The sequence below is a fragment of the Lederbergia lenta NBRC 16444 genome (genome assembly GCF_001591545.1).
GTDB lineage: Bacteria > Bacillota > Bacilli > Bacillales > Bacillaceae_C > Lederbergia > Lederbergia lenta.
Map to the genome: position 1 here is coordinate 573,884 of NZ_BCVC01000001.1, position 17,479 is coordinate 591,362.

The 17,479-nt window shown below is 38.3% G+C and carries 15 protein-coding genes and 1 other annotated feature; of the genes, 12 read left to right on the top strand and 3 right to left on the bottom strand.

Translation table 11 applies throughout. The features are described from left to right. Positions 1–45: 45 nt before the first annotated feature. On the bottom strand, positions 46–252 hold the full coding sequence (sspI, locus tag BLE01S_RS02540; RefSeq protein WP_066136987.1) for a small acid-soluble spore protein SspI: 207 nt from the start codon (positions 250–252) through the stop codon (positions 46–48). A 60-nt stretch (positions 253–312) separates the two neighbouring features. Between sspI and BLE01S_RS02545 the strand changes: the two genes are divergently transcribed. The 3 genes from BLE01S_RS02545 to pheT all read left to right on the top strand — a co-directional run bounded on the left by BLE01S_RS02545 (position 313) and on the right by pheT (position 4,894). Next, on the top strand, positions 313–1,104 hold the full coding sequence (locus BLE01S_RS02545) for a TrmH family RNA methyltransferase (protein ID WP_174521713.1): 792 nt from the start codon (positions 313–315) through the stop codon (positions 1,102–1,104). A gap of 50 nt (positions 1,105–1,154) precedes the next feature. Next, positions 1,155–1,374 (top strand) — a binding site (T-box leader). A 49-nt stretch (positions 1,375–1,423) separates the two neighbouring features. Continuing rightward, complete coding sequence (pheS, locus tag BLE01S_RS02550; protein ID WP_066140783.1) at positions 1,424–2,461, top strand: phenylalanine--tRNA ligase subunit alpha; 1,038 nt, start codon at positions 1,424–1,426, stop codon at positions 2,459–2,461. Between the two features lie 18 nt (positions 2,462–2,479). Then, complete coding sequence (gene pheT / locus BLE01S_RS02555; protein WP_066136991.1) at positions 2,480–4,894, top strand: phenylalanine--tRNA ligase subunit beta; 2,415 nt, start codon at positions 2,480–2,482, stop codon at positions 4,892–4,894. Positions 4,895–4,943: 49 nt separating this feature from the next. On the opposite strand, the gene BLE01S_RS02560 is transcribed toward pheT, so the two are convergent. After that, positions 4,944–5,858, bottom strand: a complete 915-nt coding sequence (locus BLE01S_RS02560) for a glycine betaine ABC transporter substrate-binding protein (RefSeq protein WP_066136994.1) — start codon at positions 5,856–5,858, stop codon at positions 4,944–4,946. A 499-nt stretch (positions 5,859–6,357) separates the two neighbouring features. Continuing rightward, the gene (gene rnhC / locus BLE01S_RS02565; RefSeq protein ID WP_066136996.1) at positions 6,358–7,290 is read right to left on the bottom strand and encodes a ribonuclease HIII; all 933 of its coding nucleotides are present in this window, start codon (positions 7,288–7,290) and stop codon (positions 6,358–6,360) included. Between the two features lie 177 nt (positions 7,291–7,467). Here rnhC and zapA point away from each other — a divergent pair, with 177 nt between their 5' ends. The 9 genes from zapA (at position 7,468) to BLE01S_RS02610 (ending at position 17,473) form a co-directional block, all read left to right on the top strand. Next, positions 7,468–7,728 carry a cell division protein ZapA gene (gene zapA, locus BLE01S_RS02570; RefSeq protein WP_066136998.1) on the top strand — a complete coding sequence of 87 codons (261 nt, stop codon included), beginning with the start codon at positions 7,468–7,470 and terminating at the stop codon, positions 7,726–7,728. A gap of 7 nt (positions 7,729–7,735) precedes the next feature. Beyond that, a complete protein-coding gene (locus tag BLE01S_RS02575; protein WP_066137000.1) occupies positions 7,736–8,278 on the top strand; it encodes a CvpA family protein in 543 nt (180 codons plus the stop codon). 88 nt (positions 8,279–8,366) lie between these two features. After that, entirely contained in the window at positions 8,367–10,085 is a 1,719-nt protein-coding gene (gene polX / locus BLE01S_RS02580; RefSeq protein ID WP_066137001.1) for a DNA polymerase/3'-5' exonuclease PolX, read from the top strand. A gap of 90 nt (positions 10,086–10,175) precedes the next feature. Further along, a complete protein-coding gene (locus BLE01S_RS02585) occupies positions 10,176–12,533 on the top strand; it encodes an endonuclease MutS2 (protein ID WP_066137003.1) in 2,358 nt (785 codons plus the stop codon). A gap of 39 nt (positions 12,534–12,572) precedes the next feature. Then, positions 12,573–12,980 (top strand): DUF350 domain-containing protein, encoded by a 408-nt coding sequence (locus BLE01S_RS02590; RefSeq protein ID WP_066140786.1) that lies wholly within the window; start codon positions 12,573–12,575, stop codon positions 12,978–12,980. 425 nt (positions 12,981–13,405) lie between these two features. Further along, a complete protein-coding gene (locus tag BLE01S_RS02595) occupies positions 13,406–15,103 on the top strand; it encodes an AMP-binding protein (protein WP_066137005.1) in 1,698 nt (565 codons plus the stop codon). 133 nt (positions 15,104–15,236) lie between these two features. Continuing rightward, positions 15,237–15,827 (top strand): fatty acid metabolism transcriptional regulator FadR, encoded by a 591-nt coding sequence (gene fadR / locus BLE01S_RS02600; RefSeq protein ID WP_066137007.1) that lies wholly within the window; start codon positions 15,237–15,239, stop codon positions 15,825–15,827. Positions 15,828–15,856: 29 nt separating this feature from the next. After that, positions 15,857–16,630, top strand: a complete 774-nt coding sequence (locus BLE01S_RS02605; RefSeq protein WP_066137008.1) for an enoyl-CoA hydratase — start codon at positions 15,857–15,859, stop codon at positions 16,628–16,630. A 78-nt stretch (positions 16,631–16,708) separates the two neighbouring features. Continuing rightward, a complete protein-coding gene (locus tag BLE01S_RS02610) occupies positions 16,709–17,473 on the top strand; it encodes an electron transfer flavoprotein subunit beta/FixA family protein (RefSeq protein ID WP_066137010.1) in 765 nt (254 codons plus the stop codon). Positions 17,474–17,479: the final 6 nt, after the last annotated feature.

Sequence of the window (17,479 nt, forward strand, 5' to 3'; positions counted from 1 at the left end):
TACAAAGTGGTGTTAAATACAAAAAAAGCGGCTTAGCCGCTTTTTCTACTTTAAACCATCTTCAAGAGTTTCTAACATCATGGTTTTTTCCTGATCATCCGCATGCTGCCATATTACTTCAAAAAGAACGCCTAAACCAGGTAACATTTTTTCTTCACCACGTTCGATTGCATCGACGATTGTATCTTTCAACTGCGATTGGTTATTTCCTGAAACGTTGTGAATGATTGCGTTTCTTAAATTTAAATTCATCATAATAACCCCTTTCCAAATGTTTCTATGATAGCTTTTCGCAAAACGTCTGAAATATGTATAATGAAACAAGAATGTATAGGAAAGGAATGGAATGGTGTGGAACATATTCAATCAACAAAAAATGCGCGAGTGAAAGAATGGAAAAAGTTATTTTCCAAAAAAGGTCGTGACAAATCAGACCTATACATAATAGAAGGTTTTCATCTTGTGGAAGAAGCGTTAAAAAATCAAGCGGTCAAGGAAATCATGATCGAAGAAGATCGTGAGCTACCTGACGACCTAATAATAGAAAACATTCGAATCAACACGATCACTTCGGAAGTAAGTAAAACGATCTCTGAGACTGAAACGACTCAAGGGATATTTGCAGTTTGCCATAAAAAACAATTGGAGATAGATATATCCAGTCATCCTCGCTTACTTCTGCTCGATCGAGTCCAAGACCCAGGTAATATAGGCACGATGATTAGAACGGCAGAAGCTGCTGGTATGGATGCTGTAATACTAGGAGAAGGCTCCGGTGATTTGTATAACTCTAAAGTAATTCGTTCTGCACAAGGTAGTCATTTTCATATCCATGTTGAATCTGGTAATTTACATGAATGGATCGATAAGTTGAAAGCTGCTAACCTCCCTGTGTTTGGTACAGCGCTTGAAAATGGAGTGTCATACGAAGCGGTTGATCCTGTAAAATCATTCGCATTAATCGTCGGTAATGAAGGTTCCGGGATTAGTCAAGAAATCTTAGAAAAGACAGATAAGAACCTCTATATTCCAATCTATGGGAAGAGTGAATCGTTAAATGTAGCAATTGCGGCTGGAATCCTTCTGTACTATTTACGAAAATAAATTTGAAATCATGAAAGCAAACGGCTATAATAATAACTATCTGAATAAAGCAAATGACTATGATGGAGAAAAGTAACCGGAGAAAGTTTTCAGGAAGAAAATGCCTTGACTGTGAGCATTTTCAGCAGAATCTAGGTGAAGTTCACCTCCTGAGTCGGCATCGGGACCGTTTTAAAACGTAAAGATGCTCCGGCATATGCCGTTATGACAATGAAGTGAACATGCAAATGTTTATAAGGGTGGTACCACGACCAAAGCCTCGTCCCTTTTTGGGGGCAGGCTTTTTTTGTTTGAAAAAAACGAAGGAGGAATAGACATAGTGGAACAAAAACTGAAGCAATTAGAAATAGAAGCTATAACAAAAATCAATGATGCCACTGATTTAAAAACGCTAAATGACGTTCGGGTTGCGTATCTTGGAAAAAAAGGACCGATCACAGAAGTATTACGTGGAATGGGGAAATTATCAGCTGAAGAGCGACCAAAAATGGGAGCACTTGTTAATGTAATTAGAGAAACGATCACGAAGGCAATCGAAAATAAGCATCACGATTTGGAAGAGGAAGCGGTTAATGAACAACTTGCATCTGAAACGATTGATGTTACACTCCCAGGTCGCCCAGTGAAAACGGGAAGCCGTCATCCATTAACAAAAGTAATCGAAGAAATTGAAGACTTGTTTATCGGGATGGGTTATAAAGTAGCCGAAGGCCCGGAAGTAGAACAAGATTATTATAATTTTGAAGCACTGAACTTGCCAAAAGGTCATCCGGCACGCGATATGCAAGACACATTCTATATCACCGAAGAACTTTTATTGCGTACACAAACATCGCCGGTTCAAGCACGGACAATGGAAAAGCATGAAGGGAAGGGGCCTGTAAAAATTATTTGCCCTGGAAAAGTGTATCGTCGTGATAATGATGATGCAACGCATTCCCATCAGTTTACACAGATCGAAGGACTTGTGATTGATGAAAATATTACAATGGGTGATTTGAAAGGAACACTAGATGTGTTTGCCAAAAAAATGTTTGGCGAAGATCGCGAAATCCGCCTCCGCCCTAGCTTCTTCCCATTTACAGAACCATCTGTAGAGATGGATATTTCTTGTAAAATATGTGGTGGCGATGGTTGCCGTGTTTGTAAGCAAACAGGTTGGATTGAGATTCTAGGTGCGGGTATGGTACATCCACGTGTACTTGAGATGTCAGGATTTGACCCGCAGAAATATACTGGTTTTGCGTTTGGAATGGGACCTGAGCGAATTACGATGTTGAAATATGGGGTCGATGACATCCGTCATTTCTACACGAATGATTTACGATTCTTACAACAATTTGCGGTTCAAGAATAATTAAGGGAGGTAACATACATGCTTGTTTCATATAAATGGCTACAAGATTACGTCGATTTAACTGGCGTGACGGCTAGAGAATTAGCAGAAAAAATTACGAGAAGCGGTATTGAAGTCGATGGTGTTGAACAACTCAGTAAAGATATTAAAGGCATTGTTGTTGGTCATGTATTGGAATGTGAAAAACATCCTGAGGCAGATAAGTTGAACAAATGTCTTGTTGATATCGGTGCGGAAGAACCTGTGCAAATCATTTGCGGAGCGCCAAACGTTGCACAAGGACAAAAAGTAGCCGTTGCCACAGTTGGAGCTGTGCTGCCTGGCAATTTTAAAATTAAAAAGGCGAAGCTGCGAGGTGAGGAATCTAATGGTATGATTTGCTCGCTTCAAGAACTTGGCATTGAAGGAAAGCTTGTTGCGAAAGAGTTCGCTGAGGGAATTTATGTTTTTCCAGGAGATACTGAAGTCGGAGCGGAGGCTATCACACTTTTAAATTTGGATGATGAAGTGCTTGAGCTTGATCTAACGCCGAATCGTGCAGATGCACTCAGCATGCTAGGAATGGCATACGAAACAGCTGCTATCCTTAGGCAAGAAGTAAAGTTACCAGAAATTACAGCAAAAGCTTCATTAGAAAAAGCCGCAGACAATATTTCTATAAAAATAGATGCACCAGAGGATAATCCGCTTTATACCGCTAAAGTGATTAAAAACGTAAAAATTGGTCCGTCACCACTTTGGATGCAAACACGACTGATGTCTAGTGGGATTCGTCCACATAATAATGTTGTCGACATTACAAATTATATTTTGCTTGAATATGGTCAGCCCCTTCATGCGTTTGACTATGATCGCTTCGGATCAAAAGAAGTCGTGATCCGTCACGCTCATGAAGGAGAAACACTAACCACACTTGATGATGCAGAGCGAAAACTGACAACAGAACAATTGGTCATCACGAATGGAACAATACCAGTCGCTTTAGCAGGAGTCATGGGTGGAGCTGACTCTGAGGTAGGCAGTGATACAACGACGATTCTGCTTGAGTCGGCTTATTTTACTGGAGCATCGATCCGCAGTACGTCCAAATATCACAGCCTTCGAAGTGAAGCTAGTAGCCGCTACGAAAAAGGAGTTGACCCAGCTCGTGTTCGACCAGCAGCTGAGCGTGCAGCACAATTAATAGCAGAGCTTGCGGGTGGAGAGGTGCTTGAAGGCCTTATTGAAGCGGATCATCTTACCCTAGAACCTGCTGTTGTTTCTGTGACACTTGAGAAAATCAATCGTGTACTTGGTACACATATTAGTGAACAAGAAATTTTGGACATTTTCGATCGTTTGAAATTTGCGGTTACAGTGGAAGATGAAACCTTTACGGTAACTGTTCCGACACGTCGCGGTGATATTACGATTGAAGAAGATTTGCTCGAAGAAGTGGCACGTTTGTATGGTTATGATAATATCCCGAAAACATTGCCTAAGGGAGCTGCAACAGCAGGCGGATTAAATAAGACACAGGAAAAACGCCGCACAACGAGATCCTTTTTGGAAGGAACGGGATTGTACCAGGCGACAACCTATTCACTCACATCAGCAAAGAAAGCAATAAGCTTTGCAATAGAGACACGGGAACCTGTTAAACTTGCGATGCCGATGAGTGAAGAGCGTAGCCATTTAAGACTAAGCATTATTCCGCAATTGCTTGAAGTATTATCATATAATGTGGCACGTCGGCATGATTCGGTTGCATTATATGAGATTGGCTCTGTATTCCTCAGTCAAGGAAAAGATGTGCAGCCTGAGGAACGCGAGCATATTGCAGGAGCAATCACTGGTTTATGGGTTGAGAATGAATGGCAAGGAGAGAAAAAGCCAGTCGATTTCTACGTAGCTAAGGGAATTTTGGAAGGATTATTTGAAAAACTTGGCGTTGAAGAGGCAATCGAATGGCAAGCTGCTAAACAAGATGGTATGCATCCCGGACGGACAGCAGAAATTATTCTTTCCGGTGAGGTGATCGGCTTCATTGGTCAAGTACATCCACAAGTACAAAAAGAATTAGATCTAAAAAATACGTATGTATTTGAAGTGAAAGCAAGCGCGTTGTTTAATTTTGAACAGCCTGAACTGCAATATATTCCAATTCCCCGTTTCCCAGCGATTACTCGTGACATCGCTCTTGTTGTCGATAAAGAAATAAACGCAGGCTCGCTTGAAACGATTATTAATGACGCGGGTGGGAAATTGTTGAAGAAAGTACATGTTTTTGATCTATATGAAGGAGAACGCATGGAAGAAGGCAAAAAATCGATTGCATTCTCATTGACATACTTAGATCCAGAAAAAACGCTGACAGACGAAGAAGTCGTGCGAGCGCACGATAAAGTACTTGCTGCTGTAAGAGAAAAAGCAGGAGCAGAATTAAGAGGTTAATGTTAAGAAAACAGCCCGATACTTTTAGCATTGGGCTGTTTTTTTGTTATTAGTTTTTCAAATCTTCAATAGAGTTAACGTCCTTCATATAGGTGGGAACCGCTAGTCCTTGCTTCACATCTACCATATTAACGGCGATATCGTCTAATTTACCTTCAAATTTGTCGACATATGTTTTATGTGTGATAGGCAACCAAGCGGCAAAAGTAGCATCGGCACTTCCATCTGCGATTGCTGAGAACATTGGCCCTGGTTCAACGACTGACAGTGTTACATCATAGCCGATATCTTCAAGAACGAGTTTCATCATATTGTGGCTTGCAAGTTCACTATCCCATGGCGCATATACCAGTTTAATTTGATCTCCATCGACGTTTGATATGCCATCTGTCCATTCGGCAACCTTGTCCTGATTGTTGTCAATCCAATTTTGTGCAGCTACATCTGGTTCTGTTCCATCTTCGATCGCAACCATGATTTCACTCATATCATCTATATTCCACTTGAACCGTTGGAATATAGCATAGGCTTCAGGCAAATCTTCCTTTAATCCTAGTCGCCCTACCGAATGAATTTCTTCAGAATCACCGTAAATCAGCTTAGGGTCATCTAAATATTTCAAATCGAACGTAGAAAATTTCCAATGTGGACTCCAGGCAGTAATAATAATCGGTTCTTCTTTATCATACGCTCTTTTTAAAGCAGCAGTCATCGAAGCACCTGAGCCTGAAATTACATTCCAATCGGTTAGTTCATATTCATCTAAAGCTTTTGCTGTTGCTTCCATATGACCTGATCCTGGATCAATTCCTACAATCGTATGGTCTAAGGATTTTCCGACCGATGTATTTGTTCCAGTCGCTTCCGCGTGATTATTTTTTGTTTCTTCACTGCCGCACGCAGCGAGACCTAGGGCCAAAAGGGTTACTATTCCAAGTCCAGTTATTTTTTTATAAAGTGTCATTTCTTTATTCCTCCTCGATTATTTAGGTAATACTGATTTAGCATGAAGTTAATAGATAGGTTAGTATGTATAAATTGCTTAAAGGGGGATGGTTGACCCTTTAACGAAGAGTATGGATAAAACCGTTCCATTTCACTCTTGTTTAATGTGGAGAGTTTTAATAGAAGCTAATAACCTTTTAATCTTTTATTTCTCTTACTATTATTCAAGTATTCTGCATCTCCTTTTTTATATTTTCAAAAAGCTAACGACTCATATAACTATAGTGATAGAAAATTTGTAACACAAATGTCATATTAAGTAGTAATAGGCTACCTACATTCCATGAGATGAAGGTTATATGTAATAAAGCATATAAATCTCATGATTACTCATGTATTCTTCATCAATCTAATGAAGTTGGGAGGAGAGAGGTATAATGAAGTTGAGTTAAAGCTTTTCAATTTTAGCAAAAAGGATTGTCTTAAAATCAAATAAATGATTTAAGACAATCCTCGAACTAAGAAAGATTAGCCATTTTTTTTGCTTTTCCAGTATTAGCAAAATGTTCTTTAGTAAATTCATTCAAGGCACCAACACCTTTTTGTTTTATGAGCCTTGCTGCAGCTTGATCAACTTTCACTCCAGCACCCTTTGGAAGCGTAAAGCCTGCTTTTACACTTAATTCATCAAATGCTTTCAAGAAAGCATATCTTGCTAAAATAGACGCAGCAGCAACAGCGAGATGAATGCCTTCCGCTTTTGTGCTAAAAAAAACATTCTCGCGGCAAATAACTTTTTGTCCTTGTAAATGACGGTAATAGATAGCAGCTTCCGCAAATTGATCGACAAGAATGGCTTCCGGTTTTTCGGGAGCGAGTTTATCTAGCAAGTGATTCAAAGCCTGGTTGTGAAGGATTGCAGTTATTTTACCTTGTGTCATACCTGATGCTTGAAGCTGATTATATTTTTCATTAGGCAACGTTAATAAACTATAGGGGAGAAAAGTAAGCAAGTCTTTCGCAATTTTTATAATTTGAGGGTCTGTAAGATTTTTTGAGTCTTTCACACCCAATTCTTGTAATAAAGGGATTTGCTCCTTGTTTACGTAAGATGCAACCACAGTCATCGGTCCAAAATAATCGCCTTTTCCAACTTCATCGGAACCAATAACAGACATTGACGATATATTGGATGGAAGCGGAGGACCAGACGTTTTTGATTTAGTTGTTTTTGCAGTATTTGCAGTAGGAGTCCCCCATTGCTTTGCCTCGGCTTCATTTCCTGCTCCCTGAAACATTATTTTTCCTGAGCGATATGCTGTGATTGTACAATTATCTTTTTTTGCTACAAAGACACTACCTGGAGGGGTTTTCCCCGTATTAAATGGTTGATAATATTCCTTCATTTTTGTGATATCAGATTTAGAGACTTGAATAACAATATTGGCCAATGGATAACTTCCTTTCTTAGATAAAACTAATATGTGTAGAGACATTACACAAACGGGAAAAAGATTGTAACAATTAGCAATTCTATTTCACTTCCTAGATTAAGACAAAACATTCCCATCCGTTTTCATTCATGATATGATATAGCTTAGGATTCTATGGAAATGGAGGCAATGGGATTGAGTAATGGTCAGAAGATGCGGACGCAAGTTATGATTCATGGACAACATTATACCATTACAGGAACAGAGCCGACAGAGCATGTGGAAAAAGTGGCAAAGCAAGTTGATGCCAAAATGAGTGAAATAAACGCAAGAAATCCTTATTTAGATACGAATAAATTAGCAGTACTTACTGCTGTTAATGCTGTTCATGATCTTATAAAATTGCAAGAGCAATATGCTCGACTTGAGCAAGAATTCCAAAGTTTAAAGGACTGAAATACTTATGTTAGACTTGGCTGTAGTGATTATTTTAATATTTGGTTTCCTCATCGGATTAAAGAGAGGGTTCATTCTTCAACTTATACATATGATTGGTTTAATTATCGCATTTATTGCCGCTTATTTGTATTATGATGACCTAGCCCCGAAGCTTCGACTTTGGATACCATATCCAGATATTAATGCTACTGGTGCAATACAGATGGTACTTGATGGAGTAAGTTTTGATGAAGCTTTTTATCGGGCAATTGCATTCGCTATTATCTTTTTTGCTGTAAGAATCGTGCTTGCGATCATCGGATCTGCCCTTGACATCGTAGCAAGTTTACCGATTTTAAGAACATTGAACATATGGGCGGGCGGAATACTTGGTTTTTTAGAAATTTATCTCATCTTGTTTGTTATTATATATATAGCTGTGTTACTGCCTATAGATGAAATCCAAACTGCATTAAATAATTCTATTATTGCAGAAGGGATATTGAAAAATACACCATACTTTTCATCAGAAGTTAAAAAAATGTGGATTGACTATATACAAAAGTAACTTCTCTTTATGTTAAGAGAAGTTTTTCTTTTAAAAGCCCAATTTGATAAAAAGTGAGGAATATAGAGAGATTGGTTGGTGGGTATATATGAAAATCAATAAAAAAGATATCATTCGTTTACTAGAAAAAATAGCAATATATATGGAGTTAAAAGGAGAGAATCCATTTAAAACTGCAGCATTTAGAAAAGCTGCCGGTGGATTAGAAGCAGATGATAGAAGTTTATCTGAAATCTCCGTATTTACTAACATCCCAGGGATCGGAAAGGGAACAGCGTCTGTCATAGAAGAGTATATTCAGGAAGGGTTTTCAACAGTATTAAAAGAATTACAAGAGGAAGTTCCGAAAGGTCTGATTCCGCTATTGCAACTCCCAGGTGTGGGAGGTAAGAAGATTGCACGCCTGTATAAGGATTTAGGCGTAGAAGATGTGGAGTCGTTAAAAGAAGCTTGTGAAAGTGGAAAAGTGGCACAATTAAAGGGCTTTGGCAAGAAAACGCAGGAAAATATACTTGAGTCTATTATTCATGCAGGCACACAGCCTGAACGGTTGCCAATTGCATACTTATTACCAATTGCTGAACAAATTGAATCGCAGCTTAGTGCAATAAAAGAAATTAATAACTTTTCTCGCGCCGGAAGTTTACGCCGGTTGAGAGAAACAATTAAAGATTTGGATTTCATGATTGCAACAGATGAACCCTCAATTGTAAAGGAACAATTATTAACGCTTGAGGGGTTTGGTGAGGCAACAGTGAGTGGAGACACGAAGATTACAGTGATGCATGAAGGAAGATTTAAGGTTTCAGTAGATTTTCGATTGGTCCAACCTGTTGAATTTGCAACTGCATTGCATCATTTTACCGGCTCAAAAGACCATAATATTCGTATGCGTCAGCTTGCTAAAGAGCAAGGGGAAAAAATCAGTGAGTATGGGGTGGAAAATACGAAAACTGGTGAAATCCTCACGTTCAAAACAGAATCGAAATTTTACAATCATTTTGGATTGCCTTTTATTCCACCAGAAATCAGAGAAGACGGTTCTGAGGTAGATCGTTATAAAGGTGATGAAGTACTTATTTCTAATCAAGATATAAAAGGCGATCTTCATATGCATACTACATGGTCAGATGGTGCTTATTCACTTGATGAAATGGTTGAAGCGTGTCGTAGAAAAGGCTATCAATATATGGCGATCACTGATCACTCCAAATTTCTACGAGTTGCAAATGGTTTGACAGTTGATCGTTTGAAGAAACAAAATGAAGAGATTCGTGAGCTGAATGAAAAATACAACGATATATTAATCTTATCCGGAATTGAAATGGATATATTACCTGATGGTACATTAGATTTTGAAGATGAGCTATTAGCCGAATTAGATATTGTAATTGCGTCTATTCATTCAAGTTTTTCACAGCCACAGAAGAAAATAATGGAACGATTAAAAACAGCATTCGAAAATCCGCATGTAGATATTATTGCCCACCCAACCGGAAGACTAATAGGCAGGCGTGATGGTTATGATGTCGATATCGATCAATTAATTCAAATGGCAAAAACGACGAATACGGCACTCGAATTGAATGCAAACCCAGAAAGATTTGATCTTTCAGCGGAGAATCTAAGGAAAGCTCAAGAAGCTGGTGTATACATTGCTATTAATACTGATGCACATAATATAAAATCTTTGGAATTTATGAATCTAGGTGTTTCGACAGCTAGAAAAGGCTGGCTCCGTGCTTCCTCCGTTATCAATACGATGGATACAGAAGCACTGTTGGCTTTTTTAGGAAGAAATGAATAGTGAGAAGAAAGCATGGCCTAGCTATAGGCGTGGTTATACAAATTACTGCGTCTTTTGCTATTCAGATGAAAGGGGATGGAGGGTTACTCCATGAATGATAAAATTTTAAAAACACTAGAATTTGATAAAATTATCGCGGAGATGGAAGCTTATGCTTCATCTAGTCTTGGTGTTAATAAAGTAAAGGCATTAAAACCATCTGCAAATTTTGAAGAAGTAGTGAAAAGGCAAGAAGAAACAGATGAGGCTGCCAATGTGCTTAGATTAAAAGGACATGCGCCTTTAAGTGGTATATTTGATATAAAACCTCATATTAAAAGGGCACAAATTGGCGGAGTATTGAATGCTGTGGAATTAGTGCAAACAGCAAGTACAATCCATGCAAGTCGTATGATGAAAAATTTCATCGATGATTTGCTGGAAAATGAAGTGGATATCCCAGTTTTAGAAAAGAAAGCGACCTCAATGGCTGATCTTTCACCTCTGGAACGACAAATCAAACATGCTGTGGATGAGAATGGAGATGTGCTCGACTCAGCGAGTGACATGCTTCGAAATATTCGTCAGAGCAGGAGAAGAAATGAAAGTAGAATTAGAGAAAAATTAGAAAGTCTTATACGATCCAGAAACGCACAAAAAATGCTGTCAGATGCCATTGTAACGATTAGGAATGATCGGTATGTCATCCCAGTAAAACAGGAATACCGTTCACATTACAATGGAATTGTTCATGATCAATCATCATCAGGACAAACGCTATTTATTGAGCCACAAGCAGTCGTAGAGTTAAACAATGAGTTAAAAGAATTACAAATGAAAGAAAAACAAGAAATTGATCGCATATTGGCTGAGCTTTCAGCAGAAGTGGCGCTTGGATCGGAAGAATTACTTATAATTGTTCATATAATGGCTGAACTTGATTTTATATTTGCAAAAGCACGATACGGTAAAGTAATGAAAGGTTCAAGTCCAAAGATCAATCAAGATGGTGTGATCCGTCTTAATAAAGCACGTCACCCGCTTCTTCCAATTGATGAGGTAGTAGCCAATGATGTCATACTTGGAACTGATTTTTCGACGATTGTTATTACAGGTCCGAATACTGGAGGAAAAACAATTGCACTTAAAACGGTTGGTTTATGTACATTGATGGGGCAAGCGGGATTGCATATTCCTGCTATGGAAGATTCAGAAATTGCCGTATTTAAGGAAGTATTCGCTGATATTGGTGATGAGCAGTCGATTGAACAAAGCTTAAGTACATTCTCATCTCATATGGTGAACATTGTCGATATTTTACAAAAAGTGGATCACGAGAGTCTTGTGTTATTTGATGAACTTGGATCAGGAACAGACCCGCAAGAAGGAGCTGCACTTGCGATTTCTATCCTTGATGATGTGTATCAGCGCGGTGCACGAATGATAGCAACTACGCATTACCCAGAACTGAAAGCATATGGATATAATCGACCTGGTGTCACAAATGCAAGTGTGGAATTTGATATTGAAACATTACGCCCAACGTATAAACTATTAATTGGTGTACCTGGACGAAGCAATGCATTTGAAATTTCCCGTCGCCTCGGTTTGTCAGATAGTGTTATTACACATGCAAAGTCAATGATTGATTCAGAAAGTAATGAAGTGGAACAGATGATTGCATCATTAGAGGAAAGCCGACGTAAAGCGGAACGGGATTATGAAGAGGCACAAGAAAACTTAGAAAACACCGAAAAGCTACAAAAAGATTTGCAACAACAATTGATCGAATTTAATGAACGTAAAGAAGAGTTATATGAGAAAGCGAAAGAAAAAGCTGCAAAGCTAATAGAGAAGGCAAAAACTGAAGCCGAAGAAGTAATGAAAGAACTTCGTCAATTGCGCTTTGATAATGGAGCCCAAGTAAAAGAGCATAAGTTAATTGAAGCAAGAAGACGGTTGGACACAGCTCTTCCCAAACAAGAAAAAGGTATAGCTAAAGCAGTAAATAATAAACAAAAGCGCATGTATAAGCCAGGTGATGAGGTAAAAGTAACGACCTTTGGGCAAAAGGGACATCTCGTTGAAAATATCGGTGGGCAAGATTGGCAAGTACAGATTGGTATTATGAAAATGAAAGTAAATGAGAAAGATCTAGAATTTATTAAATCTGAGCAGAAAAAAGAAACGAAACCTCTTGCAACGATAAAAGGTAGAGATTATCATGTTAGTCTGGAACTGGATCTACGTGGAGAGCGATACGAAGCAGCTTTAGCTAAAGTAGAGAAGTATATAGATGATGCTTTACTAGCTAATTATCCGCGTGTTTCTATTATCCATGGAAAAGGGACTGGTGCACTTCGAACGGGAGTCACGGAATATTTGAAACAACATCGGTCTGTCAAACGCATCAGATTGGGTGAAACAGGAGAAGGCGGTAGCGGTGTTACAATAGTGGAGTTTAAATAATCCTTACTTGGTCGTTAGACAAAGGAGATTGATATGAATATGAGCTCTTTTTGGGAGAATTCAGTTGTGCAGACTGCAGGCTATTATAGCGTAACAGTTCTTTGTATCGTGTTGTTTTTATTTATCTTTGAAATTGTTACAAAGTATGATAATTGGGAAGAGATAAAAAATGGAAACCTCGCCGTTGCAATGGCGACTGGGGGAAAAATATTTGGGATTGCCAATGTTTTTAGGCATTCCATTCTACATCATGATGGCTTATTCATTATGATCGGATGGGGAGTGTATGGTTTTTTCCTTCTTCTAACTGGCTATTTTATGTTTGAATTTTTAACACCTAAATTTAATGTTGATAAGGAAATTGAAAAAGATAACCGTGCTGTAGGTTTTCTATCGATGATCATCTCTGTAGGATTGTCCTATGTGATTGGCTCGGGAATTAATTAGGGAGGATACAGTGGAAAAATTAGCAAAAGTCTTATTAGTGGTTTGTGGCATCTTTATTCTAGTAGGAATCATTTATTTAGTACGCATATAAAAGCCAAGTGACTGACCAAAATAAATATAAATATGGTCAGTCTTTTTTGTACATAAAGATGTTTTCTAAAAGTTAGTTTCTTTATGCAAAGTGGAAAACATTTGCAAGCACGGAGAGGTCAGTTTAAAAATGGATTCTGTGAGAGATGCCATATAGGCTCGGTTTGAGAGAAGCTATCTAAAGAAGTTTGAAATGTATTTTTCCGATGGGTTAAATAATAATCTATACGAAAAGAGTCTGACATAAAAATGGGTGAATTGAATTGTGTGAAGTAAGTCAATGTACTATAATGAATAGAGAAGTTGCAATTTTCTAATAAGAAAAGGGGGATTGTATGGAGGCAAAGCCATGGCTCGACCTATATCCAGACACCATACCAACAACACTGGACTATAAACGTAAACCAGTTCAATCTTATTTGACAGAAGCAGCGGAAAATTATCCTGAAAAAGCAGCAGTGCATTTTATGGGCAAAGAAATAACCTTTAAGGAAGTGTATGAATGTGCATTAAGGATGGGCAATTATTTGCGGGATATTGGGATCAAAAAAGGCGACCGCGTTGCCATTATGCTGCCAAATTGTCCTCAGAGTGTGATCAGTTACTATGGTGTTTTGTATGCGGGGGGTATCGTTGTACAAACAAATCCGCTCTATACGGAACGAGAATTAGAGTACCAGATGAAAGACTCGGCAGCGGAAGTGATCATTGGGCTCGATCTTCTATATCCTCGTATTTCTAAAATAATGAAAAACACACAATTAAAGCACATAATTGTAACCGCCATCAAGGATTATTTGCCATTTCCAAAGAATATTGTATATCCATTTATTCAAAAAAGGCAATCTGGAATTGTCGTTAATGTAAAACATGAAGGAAACCAACATTTATTTAAAAAAATTATGTCTGCAGGAAAAGTAGCACCGCTGGAAAACGAGTTTGATTTTGAAAAAGATCTTGCACTGTTACAGTACACCGGTGGTACCACCGGTTATCCTAAAGGTGTTATGCTAACCCATAAAAATTTGATTTCTAATGCTACGGCTTGTGATGCATGGCTATATAAGGCAAGAAAAGGGGAAGAGAAAATACTTGGAGTGTTGCCATTTTTCCATGTATACGGAATGACTACCGTATTAATTTTGGCAGTTATGCAAGGATATAAAATGATTCTGTTACCGAAATTTGATGTGGAAACAACGTTAAAGACAATTCATAAGTTACGCCCGACGATATTTCCGGGGGCTCCAACGATTTATATTGGATTATTAAATAGTCCTAATATAGATAAATATGATTTAACATCTATTAAATCATGTCTAAGCGGGTCAGCGCCTCTTCCTTATGAGATTCAACAGAAGTTTGAGAAGATTACAGGTGGGAAACTAGTTGAAGGGTATGGCTTAACTGAATCATCCCCGGTTACTCATGCAAATTTTCTATGGGAAGAAAATAGAGTGAAAGGAAGTATTGGGGTACCATGGCCAGATACTGAATCAATCATCCTTTCTGCTGAAACTGGAGAAGCTGCACTACCTGGAGAAATAGGAGAAATTGCAGTAAAAGGCCCGCAGATTATGCAGGGATACTGGAATCGAGCCGAGGATACCGCAGCAACTTTTAAAGATGGCTGGTTGTTGACAGGTGATATGGGTTATATGGACAAAGATGGTTTCTTTTATATTGTAGACCGAAAGAAAGATATAATCATTGCGGGTGGATATAATATTTACCCACGTGAAATAGAGGATGTCCTTTATGAACATCCAGCCATTCAAGAAATGGTTGTTGCAGGAGTACCGGACCCATACCGGGGAGAAACGGTGAAAGCATACATCGTCCTTAAGGAAGGAATGACAGCGACGGAACAAGAGCTAGATGAATATGCCAGAAAATATTTGGCGGCCTATAAGGTGCCAAGAGTATATGAATTCCGTACAGAGTTGCCAAAGACTGCGGTAGGTAAGATATTAAGACGCGCGCTTGTGGATGAGGAGAGAAGTAAACGGAAGGACGATGAAAAGCTCGGATAAATTTCTAGAGCCGAAATGGGCTCTCTTCTTTTTTAGTAATCTTTACTTGACAGACTTGCTATTTGTCATTTAATATGAAAACATGAATGAATAGTCATTCATGTTTTCATATTAAACTAGAAGGTGAAGATCGTTGAAAAGAAATAAACCAAAGTATAAACAAATTATAGATGCCGCTGTGATTGTAATCGCTGAAAATGGTTACCATCAAGCACAGGTTTCAAAAATTGCCAAACAAGCTGGGGTAGCTGATGGAACCATTTATCTTTACTTTGAAAATAAAGAAGATATTTTAATATCAGTTTTTCGAGAGAAAATGGGAATGTTTGTAGAGAAAATCCAAGAAATGATAGCGGAAAAGGATTCAGCAGTAGATAAATTATTTGTGATGGTGGAAAGGCATTTTCAAATTTTATCTGAGGATCACCACTTAGCAATTGTAACCCAATTGGAATTGAGACAATCTAACAAAGAGTTGAGACATAAAATTAATGAAGTTCTAAAAGACTACTCACAATTGATCGATGAGATACTTCTGGATGGAAAGGAAAATAATGAATTTGCACCGGATTTAGATATACGTCTTGGAAGACAAATGATTTTTGGAACGATGGACGAAACTGCGACATCGTGGGTGATGAATGAACAGAAATATGATTTAGTAAGTTTGGCTCCAGCAGTATTCAAACTTATGCTAAATGGCTGTGGATCCAGATCCAGATAAGAATGAAGCATCAGAATAGGAGGATCTAAATGGAGTTTTTATCGATTTCTAAAGAAGATAATTTTGCGGTCATTACGATTCAACGACCTCCAGCAAATGCGCTTTCCTCAGAGTTAATTCACGCTATTTCAGAAGTGATGGATGATTTGGAAAATGAGGAGCAAGTTAGAGCCATTCTCATTCACGGGGAAGGAAGATTTTTCTCTGCAGGGGCTGATATTAAAGAGTTCACCTCTGTTAAAAGTGGAATAGAGTTTTCAAAGCTAGCAACGAAGGGGCAGGAGGTATTTGAAAGAATTGAGAATTTTCCAAAGCCAATTGTGGCAGCGATACATGGTGCTGCCTTAGGAGGGGGATTAGAGTTAGCGATGGCATGTCACATAAGACTAGTAAGTGAAAATGCCAAACTGGGTTTACCAGAATTACAACTAGGATTAATCCCGGGCTTTGCAGGGACACAACGACTTCCTCGACTTGTTGGTGCAGCAAAGGCGGCTGAATTATTATTAACGAGTGATCCGATTACTGGCGAAGAAGCGGTTTATTATGGCCTTGCTAATAAGGCTTTTCCAGAAGATCAACTATTAATAAAGGCAAAAGAGATGGTTAGGAAAATAGCTAGCAAAAGTCCTGCATCCGTAAGAGCTATAATTGAATTGCTTCACTATAGTAAGCATGAACAATTTTATGAAGGTGTAAGACAAGAAGCAGAAAAATTTGGGTTTGTTTTTGATTCTGAAGATGGTAAAGAGGGAATTCAAGCTTTCATTGAAAAAAGAAAACCATTATTTAAAGGTAAATGACTTTCCCATTAATGGTAGACTACTAAGTTCAAAATCTATTTTCAGATATTTCACTTTAGATATTAGGAGGATGAATCTATGAATATCTACGTAATAATGAAAAGAACTTTTGATACGGAAGAAAAGATCTCTATCTCAAATGGTAAAATTGACGAAGACGGTGCTGAATTCATTATTAATCCTTATGATGAATATGCAATTGAAGAAGCGATTCGAGTGCGCGATGAGCATAGCGGTGAGGTAACAATAGTAACGGTTGGTGATGAAGATGCTGAAAAACAACTTCGAACAGCGCTTGCGATGGGCGCAGACAAAGCAGTATTAATAAATATTGAGGATGATATAGAAGAAACCGATCAATATACTGTTGCAGCCATTCTAGGTGAATACTTAAAGGGGCAAAAAGTTGATTTAATTCTTGCTGGTAACGTGGCGATAGATGGTGGTTCAGGACAAATCGGTCCTAGAGTAGCCGATATACTAAATATTAATTATATTACAACCATCACAAAGTTAGATATTTCAGGGGGAGCAGTAACAGTCACCCGCGACGTAGAAGGGGATTCTGAAATTATCAAAACAGCACTTCCGTTACTCGTAACAGCACAGCAAGGATTAAATGATCCACGTTATCCTTCGCTTCCTGGAATTATGAAAGCGAAAAAGAAGCCGCTAGAAGAATTGGAGTTAGATGACTTAGATTTAGATGAAGAAGATGTGGAAGCAAAAACTAAAACGAATGATATTTTCCTACCTCCTACAAAAGAAACTGGTAGAATTCTCGAAGGCGAGATAGAAGCTCAAGTGAAAGAACTAGCAGGTTTATTAACGAAGGTAATATAAACTTCA